The organism is Streptomyces sp. NPDC008137, assembly GCF_042957035.1.
In the GTDB taxonomy this organism is placed as follows: Bacteria; Actinomycetota; Actinomycetes; order Streptomycetales; family Streptomycetaceae; genus Streptomyces.
On record NZ_JBIBHN010000006.1, the window covers coordinates 341,111 to 364,154 of the forward strand.

Consider the following 23,044-nt stretch of genomic DNA (forward strand, 5'->3'; position numbering starts at 1 on the left):
GACAGGTCTGGCCCGCGTCCGTACGGCACGACGCCCCCGACCCGGCCACCAGGACGGTGGCGGCGGGCGGGGGCGTCGGCGGCGAATGTGCGGGGCAGGGCAATACAGCTAGTCGGCCGTCACGTCCGTCAGCTTCCAGCGCTGGTTGGACCCGGAGTTCGGCGTCCACACGCCGACGGACGCGCCGTCGTTCGTGGACTGGCCGGAGACGTCCGGGAGTTGACCCGTCGCGGCGTTGACGAGGGTCCAGGTGCCGTCGCCGGTGGTCGACATGATCCACTCGGTGGCCTTGTCGCGACGGCCCTCGTCCGCCTCGGCCACCAGGGCGCCGTTCCGGACGGCCAGCCGCTTGTCCGCGCTCGCCTCGGTGAGGACGTACCGCTTGCGGTTGTCGCTCCCGCGGATCTGCTCCACCGTCCACTCCTGACCGCTCGGGTCGGAAGCGTTCGCGCTCCGGATGACCAGGCCCGTGCCGTTGTCGGCGATGCTGAGGTCCTTGCCGCTCTGGGCGCCGGTCAGGCGGTAGGTGTGGCCCTTGCGCAGCTCCGCCGCGTCCTTCGCGACCCCCGACACGCCCTTGACGAGGAAGGACGTCACGGACTGGGCGGGCACGGTGAGCGTGGCCTGCTTGCCGTTGACGCGGACGGCCTTCTGCTTGTCGAGTTTGCCGTCGGCGCTGGTCACCACGGGGGTGACGGTGGCGCGGGAGGAGACCCGGCCGAACTTGGACAGGTCGAGGGTGACCTCGCGGGCCTCGGCGGTGCTGTTGACGTGGACGACCGTCGCCGCGTCGCCCTTGCGGGAGACCGCCGCCGTGCTGGAGGTGTCGTCCGTCTTGATCAGCCGGTCGCCGGGCTTGATGTAGTGCGTGAAGTTGCGGGCCGTGTCGAACTTGGTGTTCGTGTAGACCGGGCAGGACTCGAGCGTGTCCGTCTTGGTGCAGCTGAACGGGAGCTGGATCTCACCCCAGTTGCCGCCCTTCGCGGACTCGCCGCCCGGCTTCATGTTGTCGTAGTCCTCGACGGGCTGCCAGAACACCCAGGCCTTGGGCTCCAGTTCGCGCAGGTCGTCGACGATGCGCTGGGCGAGGCCCAGCCCTGGCCGCATGTCCGTGAAGCTCTGGCCGTCGCCCCAGTCGCCCTCGACCTCGCTCATCCACAGCGGCTTGTCGGCGGCCTTGGCCAGGTCGCGGACGGTGGTGCGCTGCCCGGTGCCGTAGGTGTGCACGTTCATCTGGTCGACGAGGTCGCGCACCTCCTGCGGGTAGGAGTTCCAGTTCGTGGCGAACGTGCCCGGGTTCGTCTCGTCCATCGCGGATATCTCCGCGCGCGACCTGGACTTCTCCAGGACCGGGGCCAGCGCCCTGATCACCTTCTGCTGCATCTCGGGGCCGATGTGGGCGCCCTCCTGGCGGCCGCCCGTCGGCTCGCCGTCCGGGCCGAGCTTGGTGCCCCAGTAGTTCGTGTTCGGCTCGTTGAACGGGTCCAGCGTGTCGACCTTGATGCCGTGCGCCTTCTCAAGCCGCTCGGTCGCGCCCACCAGGTACTCGGCGAAGTCCTCCACGGACTCCGGCTTGAGCTGGTCCTTGCCCGCGTCGAAGTTGCCGGAGACGTAGCCGCTCTCGGTCATGAACCAGGGCGGGGAGTTGCTGAAGGTCTCCCAGTGGGTGATGTCCTTCTTGATGCGGTCGACCCACCAGCGCTGCGTCTTGTCGGCGTTCTTGTTCCAGTCGCCGGGCTCCTCCGCGTCCCACCAGTCGACGTCCTCGCGGGTCGTGCCCGCCGGCGCCTTCCACCAGCCCTCGACCGCGCCGCCGGCCCGCAGGTAGTCCTTGACATCCGGGGCGTTGCCGCCGCCGATGTTGTAGCGCGCGATGTTCAGCGCGAGGCCCTCGTCACCGAAGAGCAGCTTGTAGAGCTTCTCGCGGATCGCGGGCGGGTAGTCGCCGGTGGCGTTGGCGAACCAGACCAGGCTGGTGCCCCAGCCCTCGAACTTCTCCCCCGAGTAGGAGGGATCGGGCCGGACGGTGACCCCGGCCGCGGCGGCCTGGGACGTCGTCTCGGCGTGCGCGGCGGGCAGGGTGGTGGTGGCCAGGACGGTTCCGGTCGCCAGGGCGGTGACGCCGATGGCCCCGAGGAGCCTTCTCTTACGGGTGCGGTGTGCCATCTCGAGTACTCCAGGGCTCTGGTGCGGTGTGGCGCCTTCTCATACGGTTTCTGCTGATTGCTACTGATTTCCGCTAGGCAATGTTTACGTAAACATCCACTGGCGGGATGTCTACACTGTCCGAATCTCAGGGGTCAAGGAGTCGTTCCGGACCTAAATTTTCGCGCCGGTCGCGCCGGTCGCGCGGCGAGGAGAGCGAGGGTCAGGTGGGCACAGTGGACGGCGAGAGCGAACCCGGGAGCACCGGAGGCACGAGCCGCACGAGAAGGCGTACGGCCCGCCCCCGCCAGGGCGCGTCCATGGCCGACGTCGCCCAGCTCGCCGGCGTCTCCTCCCAGACCGTCTCCCGTGTCTCCAACGGCTTCCCGGGCGTCACCGAGGACACCCGCCGGCAGGTCCTGGACGCCATGCGCGAACTGGGCTACCGCCCCAACAGCGCGGCCCGGGCGCTGCGCCGCGGCGAGTTCCGCACCCTCGGCGTGATCACCTTCTCCCTCTCCACCATGGGCAACATCCGCACCCTGGAGGCCATCGCCACGTCGGCGGCGCAGCACGGCTACGCCGTCACCCTGCTGCCCGTGGCCGTCCCCACCCAGGACGAGGTGAACGGCGCCTTCTCCCGCCTCGGCGAACTCGCCGTGGACGCCGTCATCGTCATCATGGAGATCCATCTCCTCGACGCGGCGACAGTCTCGCTGCCACCGGGTGTGCAGGTCGTCGTGGCCGACTCCGACGCGGGCGACCGCTACACCGTCGTCGACACCGACCAGGCGGGCGGCGCGCGTGACGCCGTACGGCATCTCCTGGACCTCGGCCACGACACGGTGTGGCACCTGGCCGGCCCCGAGGGCTCCTTCGCGGCCCAGCGCCGCGCCAACGCCTGGCGCGGCACCCTCCGGGAGGCGGGCCGGGCGACTCCACCCCTGATCCGCGGCGACTGGTCGGCCGAATCCGGCTACCGGGCCGGTCTGCGACTGGCCGACGAGCCCGACTGCACGGCCGTGTTCGCGGCCAACGACCAGATGGCCCTGGGCCTGCTGCGCGCCCTCCACGAACGCGGCCGCCGGGTCCCCGACGACATCAGCGTCATCGGCTTCGACGACATCCCCGAGTCCGCGTCCTTCCTCCCGCCCCTCACCACGATCCACCAGGACTTCGCGGAGGTGGGGCGGCTGTGCGTGGAGGGGGTGCTCGGCAAACTGCGGGAGGACGGGGCGGAGTTCGGGACGACGTTGGTGCCTACGCGGTTGGTGCGGAGGGAGAGTACGGGGGTGCGGCGGCGGTAGGCCGGGCATCAGCCGGTGGGTCAACTCGGCTCGGCCGAGGACACGTTCAGCCGGTGGGCGGGGTGAACTCGGGCTGGTCGAGGACACGCAGCCAGCTGCCGTCGGACTGGCGTCGGACCACCTGTGCGCGGGCACCCGCCCCGTCCTTCGGCGGGGTCGACGTCAGGGCGATGTCCCCGCTGACCAGCGTCGGCAGGGGCGCTTCCGGCTCGAAGCGGGGGCGGTCGGCCAGCACCTTCTCCCACAGCGCGCGGATCGCGTCCCGCCCCACCGTCCGCTGACCGGGAGGATAGGCCAGCACCGCGTCCTCCTCGTAGAGCGCGGCGACCCCGGCCGCGTCACCGGCGTTGGACCGCTCGACGAACAAGCGGGTGAGGTCCTCGGGCCGCAGGGCCTTCTCGTACTCCGGCATGGCGGGTCTCCTGAACGTCGTCAAGGTCGATTCCTCCCTCCAGCGTGCTCATCCCGCGACCAGAAGTCCAACAGATGGATCTTCTGCAAACTAGAATCCACAGTCATGGAATTGAGGCAGCTCGAATACTTCGTCGCGGTCGCCGAGGAACAGAACTTCACGCGGGCCGCCGAGCGGGTGCACATCAGCCAGTCCGGCGTCAGCGCTCAGATCCGCCAGTTGGAACGTGAGCTCGGTGCCGAGCTGTTCGACCGCTCGGGGCGCGCCGCCACCCTCACCGCGGCCGGCAGGGCGGCGCTCGACCACGCCCGCGCGACCCTCGCGGCGGCCGGGGCGGTGGGCCAGGCGGTCGACGAGGTCACCGACCTGATCCGGGGCCGGCTCACGGTAGGGATGGTCATCGGCTGCAACATCACACCCTTGTTCGACGCGCTCTCCGCGTTCCACCGCGCGCATCCAGGTGTCGAGATCTCCCTGCTGGAGGACAACTCGGACCGGCTCGCCGAGGCGGTGCGCGCAGGCACCGTCGACATGGCACTGGTCGGAACCGCGACGGCCGCACCCGAGGGGCTCGAGGCGCTGACGCTCATCAGCGAGCGGATCGTCGTAGCGGTGGCGGCCGAACACCCCCTGGCGGAACAGCGGCGGGTCGTGCTGGCCGACCTGGTGGCCCACCCGGTCATCTGCATGCCCCCGGGCACCGGCCTGCGCACGCTCTTCGACCGCGCCTGTGCGGCACAGCACCTCCAACCCACCATCGCCCTCCAGGCCAGCGCCGCGGACGCCATCGCGGACCTCGCGGCCCGCGGCCTCGGCGTCGCGGTCCTCAGCGAGTCGATGGCCGCGAGCTACGGCAACCGGATCGTCGCCCGCACCATCGACGACGTGACGGCACCGGCCCTGCTGTCCCTGGTCTGGAAGGGGACGCACGGTCCCGCTGTGCGTGAGCTGCTCGGGCATTGCGGGCGGGCGTTCACCGGGCGGGCCGGTGATCGGACGGGCCTGGGTGAATGAGCCACAGGGACGTACGCACGCGCCGTCACGGCACGCTCCGCAAGCCCGCTCAAGCTCCCATCGCGAGGAACTGGCGGGCACCGCGCAAGACGGTGTGCAGCTTGCGTTGGGTGGAGCGGCTGTCGAGGCGGACGTCGAGGGCCCCGGGAAGCGCGCTGCCGGCCCGCAGGCCAGTGGGCAGTCGGCGGGGGGCGAGCCCGTCGCGCCTGGCGATCAGGGTCCCGAGTTCATGACGGCTCACGGCGTCGGCTCCTGCCAGATGGTGCACACCGTTCGCGTCGGAGGCCGAGTTCCAGCAGGGCTGCGGCCAAGAGGGCGACATGGACGGGGCAGCGAGATGCGGGCCGACTTCAGCCACGACTGCTTCGACCCGCTCGGGATCGCGCAGGTCGAGGGCATGCCACTCGACTCCGGGAACGGTGCCGGGGTGGGTCGCGAAGGTAGCGGCCGTCGCGTGTCCGGCCGCTGCCACTTGGCGCACCGGCTCAGTACCCAGGAACCCGCTACCGCCGATGATCAGAACCGTCATGACGCGACACGGTAGGGGATCCGCGCCCCGCTCCAACGCCGTTGAGAATGAGCGAACCTGATCAAGGCTCGGGGCGGCGTCACAGGAGATCATTGCAGAGCGTCGATGGCCCCCACGATCAGCGCTCGGGCATCCGCTCCGTACACGGCGTCGCCGCGGAGCTGCTCGAAAGCCCGGAGGTACAGGGCGATCTCGGAGGGCTGAGTGATCTTCACTCTGGCCGATACGAGTTCGACGGACACCAGCCGATCGTCGTAGACGTGGAAGGTCTCACGCGGCCACTGGGCCCGGCCGGGTGTGGACATGGGGATGACGCCGAGGGACACCTGGGGCAGTGCTCCGGCGGTGAGCAGGTAGCCCAGTTGGGCAGCCATCTCGTCGGCGCCACAGATCTGGTGGCGCAGGGCATCCTCCTCGACCACGAACACGAAACGGTGCCCTGGCTCGTGGAGGACGCGTGATCGCTCGACGCGGGCGCGGGCGGCTTCGGCACTGTCGTCGACGGGGACATCACGGAAGCGGGCGCTGATTCCGAGGATTCCGGCGGCGTATCCCTCGGTCTGGAGCAGGCCGGGCACCAGCGTCGAGGAGTAGACCCTGAAGAGCTCTGTGTCCTCGAAGAGTCGAGGCTCACTGGTCTGCAAAGCCTTCAGACCGGCCCGCACTTGGGTGCGCCACTCCGTGTACATGGACTCGGCGTGGAGGGACTGGCTGATCAGGGCCTCGGTCTGGTCGATGGCGTCGCACGCCCCGCACCACTTGCGGATGTCCGTGGCGGTGGGCGCCGTACGCGCGTTCTCGATCCGGGAGGTCTTGGCGTGGTGCCACGCGCAACGGTGGGCCAGCTCGGTGACCGTCAGTCCTGCTGTCTTGCGCAGGTCGCGCAGCCGCTGGGCGACTACCTCGCGCGCGGCCTGAGCAGACGAGGAGGGGGAGAGAGTCATGAGCTGGCCTGTCCAGTGCGTGCTGAGTCAGTTGATCTCGTACTCGTCGTGCGGGGCGGCGCGTGCCCACACGGCCTCGAAGGCCTCGGCGCACAGCTTCACCGCCGCCGGATCTTCGGAGACCTCACCACCGGCGGATACTCCGTCGCCAGTGAAGTGGTTCCAGTAGACGGTGTGGTCGTCGAACAGCCAGAAGTCGTTGCCGGGCAGCGCGAGATCGGATGCCCGGCGTCGAGGAAGCCAGCGCACCAGCTCACCGGCGGCGACGTTGGTGAACGTGAAGCTGTGCAGGAACCGGGTGTACTCGCTGACCGGTTCCGACACGATCCGGGCCCGGCGGATCACGACGCCACGCCCAGACGTCTCCTCGACCAGGCTCAGCCAGGGCCGCCACCAGGAGGCCCGGTCGGCGGGATCGTGCCGGTGTCCGCGACGCCACTCGGCGAACGGTCCGGACTCGTAGTCGACGCCGTACGCGTCCCGCATCTCCAGGTGGACGGCGGACCGGGTGGTGCCGGCGAGCAGGTCAGTGAACGCGGGCGGCGGCACGTTCGGCGGCATCGCACGCCTCCCTGATCATCGGCACCATCCTGGCGGGGATGCGGACCACTGCTTCGTTCTCGGGGATGCCGACCGCGTGGCCCGGCACTTCGAACGCGGCAACTTCCGCTTCGAGTGCAGGCGACGGCTTCCACCCCTGGAATACGAGTTCCTTCCTCTCCTCGTCGACCCAGACGGTCGGTGATTCGTGGTCTCCGGTGTTCGGGTCGATGCCGATGAACAGTAGCGGCACGGCTGCCTCCATCAAGATGATGTGCAGGACTGTGCAACAAGCTGACCCACTGCCAGGTCCCGGTCAAGGGCTGCGGATTGCCCTCAGCCGCAGGAGTGACCTCGCATGCACATATGTGCACATCGCTAGTGGGTTCCTGCACCGCGCTTCTAGCGTCTGTCGGCACGACAAGACCCTGCGAGGAGCGTCAACACCATGACCGCTACGGACACGACAACCTGCGCCGCCGCCCCGCCAGACCTCGCGACCCTGCGCGAGACCGCGCAACGAGTGCTGGGCCCGGACTCCGGACCGGACGCCCTTCCACCACCCGCCGACGAGCTGGACACCCTCATCGCCCAACTACGCGGCCACCTCGAGCTGCTCACCCCCGAGGTCGAGCGCATGGCCGGACGACTGCCGGAGGCGAGCGTCGCAGGCCATGGCGCCATGGCCTGCGCCGAGGAGGCCCGAGACGAACTCCGTGCCCCCGACCTCAGCAGCACCGCACCGAGCTGCGGCGTGATGTACGCCCGCAGGCTCGCCCGGGTCCTGAACGCGCTCTGCGCGCACTACGAGCTTCTCGGCACCCTCGGCCCAACGGGCCGGACACCGGAGCAGACCGCGTTCCTGCGTCTGGCCGAGCACTGCGCAAGCTGCCGGACCTGCCGAACCGCGGACGAGACGGGCGCGAACGCCGGGCTCCCCTGCGCGGAAAGCGACCTGCTGTACGGGCAGTACCGACAAGCCCGTGCTCGCCTCACCCCAGCTCGCCTCGGCAGCCATCGGCGGCCGGCGGAGGCTTCGGCGTGACCCCCACCCGTGATTTCCAGGAACTGTGCGAGCGACTGATGCGCACAGCGGAGTCGCCGAGTGCTCGGGCCGCCGTTCAAGCGCTGGCCGAGGAGCGCACGATTCTGGACGTCGCCGCGGCACGGTACGCCCTGAGTGTCGACACCAACGGTGGCGCCATGGCCTGCTTCGAAAGGCTGGCGGGGCGCCAGTACACGCTCGGCCTGGACGAGCAGCAGCGCGCGTTCCTGAGCCTGGTCCTGTCGATGGTGGGCATCGGGCTCACCACCATCGCAGCCGTGCAGGATCTCGACGACCGCCGTCTGCCGATCATCCTCCGGGCGATCCTGCGGCTCGCGGGCAACGACACCATCGCCGTCGGCACTCGCATATAGCCCACTTCATGACGAGCCCATACTCCCCGGGCCCCGATACACCTCCCCCACCCGCTCCCGAAACGGCCGACGCCCCACCGCCTTCGCCACCTCCCTCAACAGCTCCGCAAGCGGCATCGACAACTCCGCGTCCAGCTCCGCCATCGCCGCCGCCGTTGCCTCCCACTCCGCCTCGATCCGCGGTAGCAGAACGCGTGCCTTCGGGGTCAGGTCGATCAGGCGGCGGCGGGCGTCCAGGGGGTCGGGGGTGTGGGTGACCAGGTCCGCGCGGGCCATCTGGGCGGCGGTCTGGCTCGCGGCCGAGTGTGTGACGCCGATCGCCGCCGCCAAGTCGCTCACGGACAGCGGACCTTCGGCCAGGAGGGCGCGTATGACCGGGGAGAAGCGGGGCCGGTACTCGGTGAGGCCCTGTTCCTCGTAGATCTTGGACACGTCACCGTCGAGCAGCTCCAGGACGTGGCGGAGCAGTGTTCCTACGGCGGCCGGATCCGGGATGTCTCTCACCTTGCTAATCTAACAGCGCTGTTACATATCGACGGGGTCGAGGAGAGTACGTCCCACATGACCGAGCTCTATCCACCCGTCGAGCCGTACGACCACGGCATGCTCGACGTCGACGTCGACGTCGACGCCGGTGACGGCGACGGCGACGCCAACCGCGTCTACTGGGAGACCTGCGGAAATCCCGAGGGCAAGCCCGCCCTCGTCCTGCACGGCGGTCCGGGATCCGGGGCGGGGCCGTTCTGGCGGCGGCTGTTCGACCCGGCGGCGTACCGCGTCGTGCTCCTCGACCAGCGCGGGTGCGGGCGGAGCACGCCCGACGCCGCCGATCCGCGGACCTCGCTCGCCGCCAACACCACCCAGCATCTGATCGCGGACATCGAGCGGTTGCGGCGGCACCTCGGCATCGAGGAGTGGCTGGTCCTCGGCGGCTCCTGGGGCGTGACCCTCGCGCTGGCCTACGCCGAGCGGCACCCGGAATCCGTGTCGGAGCTGGTCCTGTTCAGCGTCACGAACACCAGCCGCCGCGAGGTGGAGTGGGTCACGCGGGACATGGGGCGGATCTTCCCCGAGGAGTGGGCCCGGTTCAGGGACGCCGTACCCGAGGGGGAGCACGACGGCAGCCTGGTGGAGGCGTACGCCCGGATGCTCGCCGACCCCGATCCGGCCGTACGGGAGCGGGCGGCGCGCGAGTGGTGCCGCTGGGAGGACGTGCACGTGTCCACGCACCCCGGGCACAAGCCCGATCCCCGTTACGAGGACCCGCACTTCAGGATGCGCTTCGCCCGCCTCGTCACGCACTACTGGCGGCACGCGGCGTTCCTGGAGGACGGGGCCCTGCTGCGCGACGCCGGGAAGCTGGCCGGGATCCCCGGTGTGATGATCCACGGGCGGATGGACATCAGCGGGCCTGCGGACATCGCGTGGCAGCTGGCGCGGGTGTGGCCGGACGCGGAGCTCGTGCTGATCGGCGGGGAGGGGCACGGGTTGTCGGGCGGCACCACGATGGACGCCGTGCTGGCCGCTACGGACCGGTTCCGGCCGGTCGGGAACACGCGCGCCCGCTGACGCCGGCGCCGTCCGTCACCGGACCTCCGAGGTCCGCTTCGCACCGCAGGTCGCCAGACTGCACCACCTCCGCCGCCCGCTCTCGTCGAGGAACAGCCAGCCGCAGTCCGGGCTGGAGCAGGCGCGGACGGTGAAGCGGCGGGCGTCGGCGAGCAGTTCGGCCGCGCTGCGCGCCACCGCGAGGAGGGGCAGGCGCAACCCGGCGGAGGGGGAAGGCCGCCAGCGCCCCAGGCCGTCGTCGCCCCGGGTGAAGACCGAGAGCCGCGCGGCGTCCTCCACCACCCCGGCCACCGCCTTGAAGGCCCGGCCGTCCTGCGGATCGGTCAGGCAGGCGTACAGGTCGGTACGGAACCGCCGGGCCTCGTCGAGCGCGGCGTCGGCCTCGGCGGGATCGCGTACGGCCTGTTCCCGCAGCCGGGCGACCGTCCACTCCTCGATCAGGTCCAGATGCCCGGCCCATACGGCGAGTGCGGCATAGCCCCGCAGCCAGTCCGACCCGGGCAGTGGGTCCCCGCCCCAGCCGGCGTAGGTGTTGCAGAACTCCAGCGCGGGGTGTCCGCTCGTACTCCACGGCAGCCACTGGTCGCCGACCCGTACCGCGTAGACGGGACCGGGTGGCCGGTCCAGCCGGGGGTCGCCACGCAGCATGCGTTCGTGCAGGGTGCGCAGGTCGCGGTTGGGTTCGATGCCGAGTTCGGCCGACAGCAGGGTGCGGGTGCTGTCGTACAGCCGGAGTGCGTCGGCCTGGCGGCCGGTCCGGTACAGGGCGGTCATCCGGGCGGCGACCAGCCGTTCACGCGTCGGGTGCTCGTCGAGCAGTGGTGTCAGGTCCGCGGCGACCCGGTCGTGCAGCCCCATGGCGAGCTGTGCCTCGGCCCGCTGTTCCACGGCGGACAGCCGCAGTTCGGCGAGCCTGCCGCCCAGCCGCGTCCGCAGCCGCTCGTCGGCCACGTCCGCGAGCAGGTCGCCACGCCACAGTCCGAGGGCGTCGTCGTAGCGGCGGATCCGCTCGGCGGGGTCCCCGGCGGCGGCCGCGCGCCCGAGGAGGGCTGTGAACTCCTCCGCGTCGACGCGATGTCGGCCAGGCTCAACGGCGTACCCGTCGTGCCGGGTCCCGACGGTCACCCCGTACGGCTTGAGCGCGGCGCGCAGCCGTCCGACGTAGGTGTGGACCGTGGCGCGGGCGGAGGCGGGCGGGTCGCCGTCCCACAGCAGGTCGATGAGGCGTTCGGTCGCGACGACACGGCCCGCGTGCAGCAGCAGGACCGCCAGCAGGCACCGCTCCTGGCGACGGCTGCCCACCAGGACCGGCCGTCCCTCGTGGCGGGCGGCGAACGGACCGAGCAGCTGGAATTCCATGAGTACCGGGCAGCTTAGGGGCTGATCCGCACAACGCTCCGGGGAGCGCCGCCTACGGTTCGACGATGTGCCGCAGATAGGCGTGCGGGTCGGCGAGGTAGCGGCGCCAGTGGTCCACGACGCCGAGCTCCTGCCAGGCGACTCTGCGCAGGCCGTGTGCGCCGACCTCGACGATGTCCGCGCCCGGCAGGGCGGTCAGCAGCGGGGAGTGCGTGGCGCAGATGACCTGGCCGCCCTCCTTGGCCAACCGGTCGAGGTGTCCGATCAGTTCGAGGCAGGAGGAGAAGGAGAGCGCCGCCTCGGGCTCGTCGAGAACGTAGAGCCCGGCGTGCACGAACTTCCCGCGGAACGCCGCGAGGAATCCCTCGCCGTGGCTGACCGAGTCCGGTGAGAAGCCCTCCCTGCCGAGCGCGTCCAGCGCGGTCTCGGCCCGGAGGAAGAAGCCCTTGCGGGCCGACCAGCTAGTGACCATACGGCGCCCGCGCGAGGCCGCGTCGAACTTGATCCGCTCGCCGAGCGCCGACTTGCCGCGCGGAGAGGCGTAGCGCCAGTCGTGGGAGCCGCCGTAGGAGTCCAGTCCAAACCCTTCCGCCAGGGCCTCGACCAGCGTCGACTTCCCCGAGCCGTTCTCACCGACCAGGAAGGTCACCGGTGCGGTGAAGCGCAGCCCCTCGTCGAGCAGCTGCCGGACGCAGGGCACCGACCAGGGCCAGGTGTCCTCGTCGTACGAGGAGAGGTGGGCGTACGCACGTTCGACAATCACCCGGCCAGTGTCGCCCAGGACGCGGAAGGAACCCCCGTGTCCACGCCGAGGATGGTGAGGCTTTGGTCAGAGGCCGGGGCCAGACTGGCGCACGCCCCGCACGCTCTTGCGGCAAGCCCTCCTTCCACCCCTCCGACCAGGGAGAACCATGCGCCGAACCGCCCTCGTGACGCTCACCCTCGCCGCCGCGCTGCTCGGGACGCAGCCCGCGTCCGCCGAGCCGCACAACGGTTGGGAGCCCTCTCCCTCCGCCCCCTGGGAAGTCGCCGCCGGCGTGCGCTGCGACTTCCCCGTGCACGGCGAGCCCGTCGTGGACGAGGTGGTGCGGCGCGTCCTGAGCACCCACCCCGACGGTTCCGAGCGCCGGGTCGCCTACAAGGGAGACCTGGTCATCCGCGTCACCAACACCGAGACCGGCGCCGCGTACGACGCCGACGCGAGCGGCTCGGCCCTCGTCGAGTACCGGCCCGACGGCTCACAACTCTGGGCCGTGCACGGGCCGGTGCTCGTCGGTGTCGGGGAGGGCCGGGGCACCCTGCCGCGCGGCCTGTACATCGTCGACGGCGTCTACACGATGGACATCAGCGCCACCGGATACAAGGCCGTACATCTCGTCCGGGGGACCACGGACGACCTGTGCGCCCGTATTGACTGAGATGGGGGCCTACGGGGCGGGGCCTCTCCGGCGGATCGTGCCGGACAGGCCCCTGGCGCCCTGGCCCGGGGGACCGCTCAGCGCTTGAGCGTGAAGCTGAAGTCGCCGGAGAGCTTGCCGCTCAGCCGGACCGCCGAGACGACCCTCCCCTCCGCGATCAGCCTCTCGACCTCGGCCCGGGAAAGACCACAGCCCTCAGCGATCAGCCGCACCGGCCGGACCGGGATCCGTGCCGCGAAGTGGACCGTTACGTCGATCACCTCGCGGTCCAGATGATCCGATCCGCCGGTGTCGAGGCGCCAGGCGTCGTCCCAGTCGAGGGCGATGCGATTGCGGCGCCGCACGACAGGATCCTGGAGCAACTCGGCTGCCAGGACGGGGTCGTTGTCGTGCAGCCGGGTCAGCAACCCGGGTGGTACGAAGCGCGCATTCATACGCTCCAGGACCGTGAGCTTCGCCGTTTCCCCGCACGCGGCGCAGAGCACGAGGAGCCAGGCGTCGAGCAGTTTGTGGTGGGCGTTGACACGGAACTTGCCGTTCGCCCGGAAGCGTTCGGACGCGCACGTATGGCAACGGCGTTGGACGAGCGGCAGGCAGGTGGGCATGACCACCCAGTTTTCGAGCACAGAAGTACACCGGTTCCAGTGAGAAATCCGCAGCAAAAGGCAGCGCGGCGCACAAGCGCGACGCGCGACAGATCAGCTCTCGGGAGGTCTCACGCGGTGTACAACGGCACGTCCTTGCTCAGCGACTTGGGTCGGCAGCACGGTAATGGCGCACAGTGGCGCCGCTCTACTGGATTTCGTCCGGCTTCAACGGATCCCTCACGGCCCCTTCGCACAAAGCCCTGGCCCCACCACCCCACCCACCCCGATCGTGAGCACCATGAACGATCACCGTGACGAGGCCGACGAGATCCGCCGCTTCTGGAGCCGCCTCGGGCTCCCCGGCCTCGTCGACGTGCACACGCACTTCATGCCGGAGCGGGTCCTGCGGAAGGTCTGGGAGTACTTCGACGCGCTCGGGCCGCTCACCGGTGGGCTGGAATGGCCGATCACCTATCGGGAGGCGGAAGCCGAACGGGCGGAGATCCTCAGAGGGTTCGGCGTGCGGGCCTTCACCGCGATGCTCTATCCGCACAAGCCCGGGATGGCTCCCTGGCTGAACGGCTGGGCGGTGGACTTCGCGCGGCGTACGCCCGACTGTCTGCACACCGCGACCCTCTTCCCCGAGCCGGGGGTCGAGGCGTACGTCCGTGAGGCCGTGGCGGCAGGGGCGCGGGTGTTCAAGGCGCATGTGCAGGTGGGGGCGTACGACCCGGCCGACGCACTGCTGCGGCCGGCGTGGGGCGTGCTGGCCGAAGCCGGGATCCCCGTGGTGATCCACTGCGGGTCCGGGCCCGCGCCCGGAAAGTACACCGGGCCAGGGCCGATCGCCCGGGTGCTGTCCGACCACCCCCGGCTGCGGCTGATCGTCGCGCACATGGGGATGCCCGAGTACGAGGAGTTCCTCGACCTCGCCGAGCGGTACGAGGAGGTGCGGCTGGACACGACGATGGCGTTCACCGACTTCAGCGAGGGATTCATGCCGTTCCCCCGCCGCGCCCTGCCCCGGCTGGCCGCGCTCGGCGACCGGATCCTGCTCGGCTCCGACTTCCCCAGCATTCCCTATCCGTACGCGCACCAACTCCACGTGCTGGAGCGGCTGGGACTCGGGGAGGACTGGCTGCGGGCCGTGTGCCATGACAACGGGGCGAAGCTCTTCGGCCTTTGAGGGCCGCCCAGGGCCGAGGAGCGTGGGGTTTTCCCCAGGGCCCGGGTCCACCGACCGGTGGACGGCAGGTTCAACCGAGTGCCTCTGTCCGGCAACTGCCCTGCTCAGCAACCCTTTTGGGCATGAACTCATTGACTGTGCGGGTGGCGCGCTGGAGCGCCCGGCACCCCTGGCGGGCGATCGCCGGCTGGCTGGTGTTCGTGGCGCTGTGTCTGGGGGCCGGCGGTGCCGTCGGCACGAACAGTGCGAAGACGGCGGACTACCGGGTCGGGGAGGCGGGGCGGGCCGAGGCCCTCGCCGCCGAGGCCGGGCTGGAGCGCCAGGCCGCCGAGCAGGTGCTGATCTCCGCCCGTGGGGGCGGTGCCCTCGACCAGGGCGCGGCCCGGGCCGCCGCGGACGATCTCACCGACCGGATGCGGCGGCTGCCGGAAGTGGCGGGCGTGGCCGACCCGTTGCTTTCCGAGGATCGCCGGATCCTCATGGTCGAGGTGTCGCTGAAGGGCGAGGAGCGGGACGCGAAGGACAAGGTCGACGCGCTCGCGGCGCAGACCGACGCGGTGCGCGAGGGCCACCCCGGCCTGCTGCTGGAACAGACCGGAAGCCCTTCCGTCAGCAAGGGCGTCGACCAGCAGCGCAGTGACGACCTGGCGCTGTCCGAGGCGATCACCCTGCCCGTCACCCTGCTCACGCTGCTGGTCGTGTTCGGGTCGGTGACCATGGCCGGGGTCCCGTTGCTGCTGGCGCTGTCGTCGATCGCGGCGGCGGTCGGCCTGTCGATGGTCGTCTCGCATGTGTCGCCCGACGCCGGGATCGGGACGAACGTCATCCTGATGATCGGCCTCGCGGTCGGCGTCGACTACACGCTCTTCTATCTCAAGCGCGAGCGGGAGGAACGGGCCCGCTCCGGCGGACGGCTCTCCTCCGAGGCGCTGGTGGAGCTGGCCGCCGCGACCTCGGGCCGGGCGGTGGTGGTCTCCGGGATGGCGGTCGTCGCCTCCACGGCGACCCTGTATCTCGCCTCCGACGTGATCTTCTCCTCCCTCGCGACCGGCACGATCGTGGTGGTCCTGGTGGCTGTGGCGAGTTCGCTGACCGCCCTGCCCGCGCTGCTCGTCAAGCTCGGGCGGCGGGCGGAGCGCCGGGCGCGGCGGCGGGCCGAACGCGGAAAGCCCGTACGCCGGGTGCGGGGTGAGCGGGGCGGCGGCCGCGTGTGGAGCGCCCTGCTGCGTCCCGCGGCCCGGCATCCCCTGGCCACCCTGTGCGTCTCGGTCCTCGCCCTGCTCGCCCTCGTCGTCCCGCTTGCCGGGCTGAAGATCACCGAGATGAGCCGGGACACGCACTCCCGCGACATCCCGGCGATGCGGGTGTACGACCGGCTCAACGAGGCGTTCCCGGAGCAGCGGGTGACCCATCAGGTGGTCGTGCGGGCCGCTGCCTCGCGGTCGGCGGAGGTCGTCGCCGCGCTGAAGGAGGTGGCCGGGCGGGCGGAGGACGACCGGCTGTTCACCGGGGCGTCGCGGATCCGGACCTCTGCCGACGACCGCACCAGCACCCTCGAACTGAAAGTGCCGTACCTCGGCAACTCCGACGAGGCCTACGACTCCCTCGACCGGCTCCGGGACGACTTCCTGCCCGCGACCGTGGGCCGGATCGGCGGCGCCGAGTACGGCGTGAGCGGCGACGTCGCCCGCTACGCCGACTATCCCGCCCACCAGAACGGCAAACTGCCCCTGGTGCTGGGCGCGTTGCTGCTGGTGACGTTCGCGATGACCGTGTACGCCTTCCGCTCGGTCGTGCTCGGGCTGATCGGCGTCGCGCTGAACCTGCTGTCGGCGGCGGCGGCGCTCGGGCTGCTGGTCCTCGTCTTCCAGGGGACCTGGGCCGAGGGGCTGCTGGACTTCACCTCCACCGGGTCGATCGGCTCGCGTGTCCCGCTCTTCCTCTTCGTGATCCTCTTCGGGCTGTCGATGGACTACCAGGTGTTCGTGGTGAGCCGGATCAGGGAGGCCGCGCTCGCGGGCGTGCCCACGCGGCAGGCGGTGCTGGACGGGATCCGTTCCTCGGCGAGCGTGGTGACCAGCGCCGCGGTCGTGATGACGACCGTGTTCGCGAGCTTCGTCTTCCTGCACATCATCGAGATGAAGCAGATCGGGTTCGTGCTGGCGGCGGCCGTGCTGATCGACGCGTTCGTGGTCCGGGTCATGGTCCTGCCGGCGGCGATGCTGCTGCTGGGCGAGTCGAGCTGGTGGCCCTCGCGGCCCACGGCGACGTCGGCCCCGGAGAAAAGCCCCGTCGCTCGTGCGGTGGCCGACGTACGTTGACCCTCATGACCGCTGTCGCCGAGTCCACCGCCGACGCCTTCTGGACCACGTCGCTGCGCCGCTGGAACGCGGTGTGCTGGCTGCTGTTCGCCGTGATGGCCGTCGGACTGGTCGCCATCGACCGGCCCGGCGGAAGCAAGTACGTCGCCCTGGCCCTGCTGGGCGGGGTGGTGGTGTCCTACGCGGTCCTGTACCGCTTTCCGGCCAACCCCGTCATACGACCGCATGTGTATCTGTCGGTGCTGGTGGTCGCGCTGGGCGGGCTGGCGTATCTGCGGGGCAACTACGCGGGGCTGTTCATGGTGACGCTGCCGCACTACTGGCTGTTCGGTCGGACGCCGAGGGCCTCGGTGGTGTTCCTCGGGCTGGCCACGGCCGCGACCCTGGTCGCGAGCGTGCTGCGGCAGGACGGCTGGACCGTGGAGTTCTTCACCGAGACGCTCGTCTCCACGGTGCTCGTCGTCGCCGTGGGGGTGCTGATCGGGCTGTGGGCGCACTCGGTGGTCGGGCAGAGCGCCGAGCGGGCCCGGCTCATCACCGAACTGGAGGAGACCCAGGCCCGGTTGGCCGAGGCGCATCAGCGGCAGGGCGCGGCGGACGAGCGGGAGCGGCTGGCGCGGGACATCCACGACACCCTCGCCCAGGGCTTCGCGTCGATCATCGTGCTCGCCGAGGCGGCCCGGGCCGGGCTCGACTCCGAACCGGCCCGCAGCGCCCAGCAGTTGCGGTCGATCGAGTCCACCGCCCGGGAGAACCTCGCCGAGGCGCGGGAGCTGGTCGGCTCCCCCCAGCGCCCCGGCCAGGCGGCGGGTTCGGTGGCCCAGACCCTGCGCCGCACCCTGGACCGTTTCGCCGAGGACACCGGCCTCACCGTCGACGCCGAACTGGCGGACCTGGAGTGCGACCAGCAGACCCGGATCGCGCTGCTGCGCTGCACCCAGGAGTCGCTGGCCAACGTACGCAAGCACGCCGGTGCCTCCACGGTCGGCGTGGTGCTGGCCCGGCAGCCGGACGGGGTGGAGCTGGAGATCACCGATGACGGGACCGGGTTCGTGGTGGCGGAGTCGTCGGGCTTCGGCCTGGACGGCATGCGCAAACGGCTGGCGGAGCTGGGCGGGAGGCTGACGGTGACGAGTTCGCTGGGGGACGGGACGCGGGTGCTGGCGCTGATACCGCTGACGGCCGAAGCGGGAGAGGCCTCCGCATGAGCGACGGACCGCTGCGCGTCATCGTGGTCGACGACCACACCGTCATGCGGGCCGGAGTGGTGGCCCTGCTCGCCTCCGAGTCCGGCATCGAGATCGTCGGCGAGGCGGGCGACGGCCGCGCGGCCCTCGGCCTCGTCGAGCGCCACGCGCCCGATGTCGCCCTGGTCGACCTGCGGATGCCCGTGCTGGACGGGGTGGCGACCACGGCCGAGATCGTGACGCGCTTCCCCCGCACCCGGGTGCTGATCCTGACGACGTACGACACGGACGCGGAGATCGAGCGCGCGGTGGAGGCCGGGGCCATCGGCTACCTGCTGAAGGACACCACCCGTGAGCAGCTGGCCGACGCCATCCACGCGGCGGCGCGCGGCGAGACGGTGCTCGCGCCCCGGGTCGCCGAACGCCTGGTCGCCCGGATGCGCCAGCCCGCGCAGATCCCGCTCACGGCCCGCGAGGCGGACGTCCTGAACGCGGTCGCGGACGGGCTGACCAACGCCGAGATCGGCCGTCGGCTCGTCATCGCCGAGGCCACTGTGAAGACCCATCTGCTGCGGCTGTTCGCCAAGCTCGACGTCAACGACCGTACGCGGGCGGTGGTGGTGGCGATGGAGAGGGGGCTGTTGCGGCGGCCCTGAGCCGTCACGAGCCGATGTCCACGACCCGGGCCCACTCCGGTGGCGCGTCCGGGACGTACTCCGGGTCGGACTCGCCGTGGTGCTGGTCGTCGTAGGACTGGGCCTCGTAGCCGCGAGGGAAGAGACCCACGACCGTGCGGCACGGAGGCCGGGTGCTCGGCCAGGGCGTCTGGCCGTCGGTGAGGGCCACGATGACGTCCGGGGCGGGGCGGGAGCGCAGCGCGCGGGTGAAGCCGGCGCGGAGGTCCGTGCCGCCGCCGCCCGTCAGGGGGATGCCCTCGGCGCGGCAGAGGCGGCGGGCGAGTCCGGCCGAGGCGTCGCAGGGCACGACGGTGACGAGGTCGCGGCGTCCCCCAACGGCCCGGGCGATTTCGGCGACCTCCAGGAGCGCGCTGCCCAGTTCGGCGTCGCTGACCGAACCGGAGGTGTCGATGATGACCGACACCCGAGGTGGGCGGCGGCGGAGGCTCGGCAGGACGATGCCGGGGAGCGCGGTCGAGCGCCGGGCGGGCCGCCCGTAGGTGTAGTCCTCGCCCGCGCCGGAGCCGGACGCGGCCGAGCGGACCGCCGCGCCCAGCAGCTCCCGCCAGGGCTGGGGTGGGTGGAAGGCCTCCTCGGCCCAGCGCCGCCAGCCCTGCGGGGCGCTGCCCGGGCGGCCGGTGATGCCCTGCGCCACCCGGAAGCGGACCGCGTCCCGCTCCTGCTCGCTCAGGCCGTGCGCGCCGTCCGGGCCGAACTCCCACTCCCGGCCCCGGCCGTCGGCGCCACTGCCGCAGTCCAGCCAGGCCAGGTCCTGCATGCGCGGGCCGATGCTGAACTGCCGGAGGTACTCCTCCATCAACTCGCCCTCCGCCAGCCCCAGATCACCCGGCTCGACGGCTCCCTCGGGGCGGGCGAGGCCGTCGCCGTAGACGTCGTCGTTGATCTCGAAGTCCGCGGCGATGTTCATCCGCAGCCGCTCCCCCGGTCCGCTCAGCCCTCGTTCCCGGGCGACCCGGTCGCTGCGGCCGTGGTGGTCGCGCAGCAGGTGCGACACCTCGTGCACCCACACTCCGGCCAGTTCCTCGACGGGCGTACGGTCCACGAACACCGGTGAGACGTAGCACCGCCAGTGCCGGTCGACGCCCATCGTCGGCACCCGGCGCGACTCCACGACATGCAGGGCGAACAGGGCCGTCGCGAGGTAGGGGCGGACGCGGGCGGCGTGCAGACGGGCCGTGAAGAGCTTGTCCCGGTCGAGGGTGCCGGTCGCGCCGGAGAGGTCCGTCGTCATCGGGCCGCCTTCGACGCGGCCTTGGTCCGGTCCGCCCGCCGCGACAGCGACACCACCCCTGCCAGGCGCTCGATCGCCGCCGGTACGTCCCAGTCCTCCCGGCGCAGGGCGGCGAGCGTGGTCGCGGGGACGACCACGACGTCCGGGGGCCCGCTCTCCACCGCCTTGACCAGCAGGGCCCACGCCGCGTCCCAGCGGGGCCGCTCCGGGCGGCTGCGAACCGCGGCCACTACGGCGTCCAGCGCGGCCTGGCGCAGATCGCCCCGCTCGGGCAACACCGCTCCGGCCGGGTCGGCCAGCAGGGTCTCGGGGTCCGGGAGGTCCATCCGGTCCAGGCTCGCCAGCAGTTCGAGTCCCGGCCCGTCCCCGACGGTGCCCCGGACCAGCAGGGACAGCACGTCACGGGAGGAGCCGGCCGCGGTGGCGAAGGCGATCAGGTGCAGGGTCATCTCCCAGCTGCGGGGCGACGGCCAGGCCCCGCCCCGCCGCGTCTCCCCGCTGGGCAGCCGGTGCACGAGCCCGGGGCGTGCGGCGAGCAGCTCGCACACGGCACGGCGGGCGAAGGCCACGGCGTCCGGCAGCTTCCCGGGGTCGAGCCGGGGCAGGGTCGCCCGGGGCCAGGTCCCGCCGAGGCCCCGGACGACGACGTCGGTGTCGTGCGCCCACTGGAGGTGGACGATGCGGTTGGCGAGCGGCGGGCTCAGTTCCCAGCCGTCGGCGGCCGAGGAACGCGGGTTCGCGGCGGCCACGATCCGCACGCCGGGCGGCAGCCGCAGCGCGCCGATCCGCCGCTCCAGCACGAGCCGGAGCAGGGCGGCCTGGACGGCGGGCGGAGCGGTGGAGAGTTCGTCGAGGAACAGCAGCCCCCGGCCGGCCCGCACCAGGCGTACCGCCCAGTCCGGCGGGGCCAGGGGCACGCCCTGCTCGGCGGGGTCGTCGCCGACGATCGGCAGCCCCGAGAAGTCGGACGGCTCGTGCACGCTCGCGATCACCGTGGTCAGCGGCAGGTCCAGGGCGTCGGCGAGCTGATTCAGGGCGGCCGTCTTGCCGATGCCCGGCTCTCCCCACAGCAGCACGGGCAGGTCAGCGGCCACGGCCAGGGTGAGGGCCTCCAGTTGGGTGTCGGGGCGGGGTTCGGTGGTGGTGTCGCGCAGGAGGGTCAGCAGGTCGGCCGCGATGTCGAGCCGGGCGGTGGTGTCGGCCAGGGGCGTGCCGCGTGTGGGCATGGGTGATCACCTTTGGGTCTGGAGGTTCTGAAAAAGGGCGGGGCCAGGTCACATGTGGCGGGGGTGCGGACCGTGGTCGCGGGAGCGGCGGCGGTCCCAGGGGCGCAGGCTGCCGGGCGCGGGGCCGTCCAGGCCCGCCCGGAACAGCCCGTGGGCGACCCGCCGCCGCGCGGCCGTCTCCAGCGCGTCCCGCAGCGGGCCGTCGCGCAGCACCGCTTCGGGGCCCAGCAGACTCTCCACGGCGGCCAGCGCCCCGGTGACATCGCCGTGCCGGAGGCGTTCGCGCACGCCGACGAGGCAGTCGGGGCGGCGGTGTGCGCGGTCGACGGCCTGGAGACAGGGCAGGGGTGGTCCGCCCAGGGCGGCGAGCAGTTCCTCGCGCCGGATCTCGTCCGGGGTGTGGTCCAGGGCGGCCAGGGCGCCGCCGACCAGGCCGATGGTGTGCCGGGCGCCCCTGCACTCCACCTGCCGTGGATCACCCGCCTGTTCCGGCGCCCTGGAGGTGCCGGTCCGCTCGACCCCCAGCGCCGAGGCGACCAGCGGATGCAGCCGCCCGGGGTCGATCTGCCCGGCCCGGAGCAGCTCCAGGTCGGGCAGCACCCAGGTCGCCGCGTCGGGCAGGACGGGCAGTGCGGGGTCGGGGGCGTGCGACTTCACCACCGGGGTGCCGTCGGACACGTCCAGGACCAGCCGGTCGCGCGCCCCGAGCCGGACACCGACCCTGCCGGTCGGCCGGCCCTCGGCACGCAGCAGGATCTCCGCCTCGGCCGCCCATCGGTCGACCGCGCAGCCATGGCCGTACGGCAGCGGCCCGGGCGCCGGGCGACCGTCCGTGGCGGGAAGATCCGCCCCCGCCCGCACCCGCAGCTCCCCCACCCGGCGGGCATCCCACAGATGCCGATGCAGGTCGAGACGGAACCGTCTGCTGGGACGGGGATGCGGATGGCGCCGGTCGGACGGGTCCGACGCGTCCCACAGGGCGAGGCTGAGCCGCTGACCGGCGCCGGCCCAGGCCGGTGGTGTCCGCACCACGAGCTGCAGCGGTGCGGGGCCCGTGGTGTCGTACCGGGCCAGGCCGATCGTCAGCCCCGGCCGCAGCAGCCCGTCGGGGGCGATCCTCGGCAGGTGCCAGCGCAGCAGGTCGGGCGCCAGGTGACGCAGGTCGGTCCGGAGCCGGGCGGCGAGTTCTCCGCCGTGGGCCCGGGCCACGGCACGTGGCTGGAGGTCTACGTCGATACCGGCGGCGGCGCACGCACCCGCCCAGTCACCGGCCTGCCGCCGGGCGGTCGCGGTCTCGATCATGGAGGGCGGCACGGCGAACTCGCGCACGCGCGGCCAGAAGGAAAGCGGGCCTGAGGGAAGCGGGGTGTCCCCGTTCGCGAGGTCGGTGAGCATCAGCACTCACCTTGCGCGGACGGGACCCCCGATCTGTTCTCGGAGTGAGTCGTCATCGCGACGGATGCTAACGGCCCTCGCTCGCCCGCGCGACGGAATTTCCCACGCCTCACACCACGTGCGACTCCGGCCGGATCCCCGCCCCTGCCCGGAAGCGGTCGGAGCTGAGCGGGCCGACATCGACACAGGGCGTCCGGTCCAGGTACAGGTCGCGCACGATCTCCCCGACCGCCGGGGCCTGGAGGAAGCCGTGGCCGGAGAAGCCGGTGGCATAGAGGAAGTTGACGATCTCGCCGGAGCGGCCGATCAGGGCGTTGGTCGGGGGTGACCTCGTAGAGCCCGGCCATGCTCGTGCCCATCACACCGCCGTCGATGATCACGACGTCGGCGGTGCGGGGGACGGTGGGGAGGACGGGTGAGGAGGTCAACGGGCCATCCCTTCACGGTCCTGCCAGTCCACTACGAGGCACCTGCGAGGTCAACCGTCGGCGCTCGCACACCCGCACCGGACTTTGCCATCTCTTTACAACCTGCCGTGGGCCCGCCTCGTCTCTCCG

22 protein-coding genes and 2 pseudogenes are annotated in these 23,044 nt (G+C 71.7%); 10 read left to right on the plus strand and 14 right to left on the minus strand.

The genetic code is table 11. The features are described from left to right. Positions 1 to 108 precede the first annotated feature (108 nt). Positions 109 to 2,166 carry a glycoside hydrolase gene (locus ACFZBT_RS13295; protein WP_391102209.1) on the minus strand — a complete coding sequence of 686 codons (2,058 nt, stop codon included), beginning with the start codon at positions 2,164 to 2,166 and terminating at the stop codon, positions 109 to 111. A gap of 299 nt (positions 2,167 to 2,465) precedes the next feature. Between ACFZBT_RS13295 and ACFZBT_RS13300 the strand changes: the two genes are divergently transcribed. Continuing rightward, complete coding sequence (locus tag ACFZBT_RS13300; protein ID WP_391102334.1) at positions 2,466 to 3,452, plus strand: substrate-binding domain-containing protein; 987 nt, start codon at positions 2,466 to 2,468, stop codon at positions 3,450 to 3,452. A 46-nt stretch (positions 3,453 to 3,498) separates the two neighbouring features. Here ACFZBT_RS13300 and ACFZBT_RS13305 read toward each other — a convergent pair whose 3' ends face one another. Continuing rightward, positions 3,499 to 3,864: an SgcJ/EcaC family oxidoreductase gene (locus tag ACFZBT_RS13305; RefSeq protein WP_391102211.1), complete on the minus strand. Its 366-nt coding sequence runs from the start codon at positions 3,862 to 3,864 to the stop codon at positions 3,499 to 3,501. A 105-nt stretch (positions 3,865 to 3,969) separates the two neighbouring features. Here ACFZBT_RS13305 and ACFZBT_RS13310 point away from each other — a divergent pair, with 105 nt between their 5' ends. Then, the gene (locus ACFZBT_RS13310) at positions 3,970 to 4,878 is read left to right on the plus strand and encodes a LysR substrate-binding domain-containing protein (RefSeq protein WP_391102213.1); all 909 of its coding nucleotides are present in this window, start codon (positions 3,970 to 3,972) and stop codon (positions 4,876 to 4,878) included. A 49-nt stretch (positions 4,879 to 4,927) separates the two neighbouring features. Here ACFZBT_RS13310 and ACFZBT_RS13315 read toward each other — a convergent pair. From ACFZBT_RS13315 to ACFZBT_RS13330, 4 genes and pseudogenes are all read right to left on the minus strand, one after another. Further along, positions 4,928 to 5,407: pseudogene (locus ACFZBT_RS13315) on the minus strand (NAD-dependent epimerase/dehydratase family protein). Between the two features lie 89 nt (positions 5,408 to 5,496). Next, on the minus strand, positions 5,497 to 6,351 hold the full coding sequence (locus ACFZBT_RS13320; protein ID WP_391102215.1) for a Scr1 family TA system antitoxin-like transcriptional regulator: 855 nt from the start codon (positions 6,349 to 6,351) through the stop codon (positions 5,497 to 5,499). Positions 6,352 to 6,378: 27 nt separating this feature from the next. After that, entirely contained in the window at positions 6,379 to 6,912 is a 534-nt protein-coding gene (locus tag ACFZBT_RS13325) for a DUF6879 family protein (protein WP_391102217.1), read from the minus strand. Continuing rightward, positions 6,878 to 7,144: a hypothetical protein gene (locus tag ACFZBT_RS13330; protein WP_391102219.1), complete on the minus strand. Its 267-nt coding sequence runs from the start codon at positions 7,142 to 7,144 to the stop codon at positions 6,878 to 6,880. The genes ACFZBT_RS13325 and ACFZBT_RS13330 overlap by 35 nt, the downstream gene beginning before the upstream one ends. A gap of 195 nt (positions 7,145 to 7,339) precedes the next feature. On the opposite strand from ACFZBT_RS13330, the gene ACFZBT_RS13335 reads away from it, so the two are divergent. Together ACFZBT_RS13335 and ACFZBT_RS13340 are read left to right on the plus strand one after the other, a co-directional pair. Further along, positions 7,340 to 7,936 (plus strand): DUF6415 family natural product biosynthesis protein, encoded by a 597-nt coding sequence (locus ACFZBT_RS13335; RefSeq protein ID WP_391102222.1) that lies wholly within the window; start codon positions 7,340 to 7,342, stop codon positions 7,934 to 7,936. Next, on the plus strand, positions 7,933 to 8,310 hold the full coding sequence (locus tag ACFZBT_RS13340) for a hypothetical protein (protein WP_391102224.1): 378 nt from the start codon (positions 7,933 to 7,935) through the stop codon (positions 8,308 to 8,310). Before ACFZBT_RS13335 ends, ACFZBT_RS13340 begins: the two co-directional genes overlap by 4 nt. Before the next feature lie 6 nt (positions 8,311 to 8,316). On the opposite strand, the gene ACFZBT_RS13345 is transcribed toward ACFZBT_RS13340, so the two are convergent. Next, the gene (locus ACFZBT_RS13345) at positions 8,317 to 8,814 is read right to left on the minus strand and encodes a MarR family transcriptional regulator (RefSeq protein ID WP_391102226.1); all 498 of its coding nucleotides are present in this window, start codon (positions 8,812 to 8,814) and stop codon (positions 8,317 to 8,319) included. 57 nt (positions 8,815 to 8,871) lie between these two features. On the opposite strand from ACFZBT_RS13345, the gene pip reads away from it, so the two are divergent. Next, positions 8,872 to 9,879, plus strand: a complete 1,008-nt coding sequence (gene pip / locus ACFZBT_RS13350; RefSeq protein WP_391102228.1) for a prolyl aminopeptidase — start codon at positions 8,872 to 8,874, stop codon at positions 9,877 to 9,879. A gap of 15 nt (positions 9,880 to 9,894) precedes the next feature. On the opposite strand, the gene ACFZBT_RS13355 is transcribed toward pip, so the two are convergent. Next, on the minus strand, positions 9,895 to 11,238 hold the full coding sequence (locus ACFZBT_RS13355) for a BTAD domain-containing putative transcriptional regulator (RefSeq protein ID WP_391102230.1): 1,344 nt from the start codon (positions 11,236 to 11,238) through the stop codon (positions 9,895 to 9,897). Positions 11,239 to 11,290: 52 nt separating this feature from the next. Continuing rightward, positions 11,291 to 12,001: an AAA family ATPase gene (locus tag ACFZBT_RS13360; RefSeq protein ID WP_391102233.1), complete on the minus strand. Its 711-nt coding sequence runs from the start codon at positions 11,999 to 12,001 to the stop codon at positions 11,291 to 11,293. A gap of 148 nt (positions 12,002 to 12,149) precedes the next feature. Between ACFZBT_RS13360 and ACFZBT_RS13365 the strand changes: the two genes are divergently transcribed. Further along, the gene (locus tag ACFZBT_RS13365) at positions 12,150 to 12,656 is read left to right on the plus strand and encodes a hypothetical protein (RefSeq protein ID WP_391102236.1); all 507 of its coding nucleotides are present in this window, start codon (positions 12,150 to 12,152) and stop codon (positions 12,654 to 12,656) included. A 77-nt stretch (positions 12,657 to 12,733) separates the two neighbouring features. Here the strand turns inward: ACFZBT_RS13365 and ACFZBT_RS13370 are convergent, their stop codons facing one another. After that, complete coding sequence (locus ACFZBT_RS13370) at positions 12,734 to 13,282, minus strand: DUF1062 domain-containing protein (protein ID WP_391102238.1); 549 nt, start codon at positions 13,280 to 13,282, stop codon at positions 12,734 to 12,736. Positions 13,283 to 13,541: 259 nt separating this feature from the next. Between ACFZBT_RS13370 and ACFZBT_RS13375 the strand changes: the two genes are divergently transcribed. The 4 genes from ACFZBT_RS13375 to ACFZBT_RS13390 all read left to right on the plus strand — a co-directional run bounded on the left by ACFZBT_RS13375 (position 13,542) and on the right by ACFZBT_RS13390 (position 18,593). Then, positions 13,542 to 14,429, plus strand: a complete 888-nt coding sequence (locus tag ACFZBT_RS13375; RefSeq protein ID WP_391102240.1) for an amidohydrolase family protein — start codon at positions 13,542 to 13,544, stop codon at positions 14,427 to 14,429. Positions 14,430 to 14,551: 122 nt separating this feature from the next. Further along, positions 14,552 to 16,750: an MMPL family transporter gene (locus ACFZBT_RS13380; RefSeq protein WP_391102243.1), complete on the plus strand. Its 2,199-nt coding sequence runs from the start codon at positions 14,552 to 14,554 to the stop codon at positions 16,748 to 16,750. Between the two features lie 5 nt (positions 16,751 to 16,755). Beyond that, positions 16,756 to 17,958: a histidine kinase gene (locus tag ACFZBT_RS13385; RefSeq protein ID WP_391102245.1), complete on the plus strand. Its 1,203-nt coding sequence runs from the start codon at positions 16,756 to 16,758 to the stop codon at positions 17,956 to 17,958. Continuing rightward, complete coding sequence (locus ACFZBT_RS13390; protein WP_391102247.1) at positions 17,955 to 18,593, plus strand: response regulator; 639 nt, start codon at positions 17,955 to 17,957, stop codon at positions 18,591 to 18,593. The genes ACFZBT_RS13385 and ACFZBT_RS13390 overlap by 4 nt, the downstream gene beginning before the upstream one ends. Positions 18,594 to 18,597: 4 nt before the next feature. Here the strand turns inward: ACFZBT_RS13390 and ACFZBT_RS13395 are convergent, their stop codons facing one another. The 4 genes and pseudogenes from ACFZBT_RS13395 to ACFZBT_RS13410 all read right to left on the minus strand — a co-directional run. Next, positions 18,598 to 19,866, minus strand: coding sequence for a VWA-like domain-containing protein (locus ACFZBT_RS13395; RefSeq protein WP_391102250.1), 1,269 nt, complete (start codon positions 19,864 to 19,866; stop codon positions 18,598 to 18,600). Further along, complete coding sequence (locus ACFZBT_RS13400) at positions 19,863 to 21,092, minus strand: AAA family ATPase (protein ID WP_391102253.1); 1,230 nt, start codon at positions 21,090 to 21,092, stop codon at positions 19,863 to 19,865. The genes ACFZBT_RS13395 and ACFZBT_RS13400 overlap by 4 nt, the downstream gene beginning before the upstream one ends. Before the next feature lie 48 nt (positions 21,093 to 21,140). Then, entirely contained in the window at positions 21,141 to 22,487 is a 1,347-nt protein-coding gene (locus ACFZBT_RS13405; RefSeq protein ID WP_391102255.1) for a hypothetical protein, read from the minus strand. Between the two features lie 109 nt (positions 22,488 to 22,596). Further along, positions 22,597 to 22,834 (minus strand): annotated as a pseudogene (locus tag ACFZBT_RS13410) (FAD-dependent oxidoreductase); the annotation flags it as partial. Between the last annotated feature and the right edge of the window lie 210 nt (positions 22,835 to 23,044).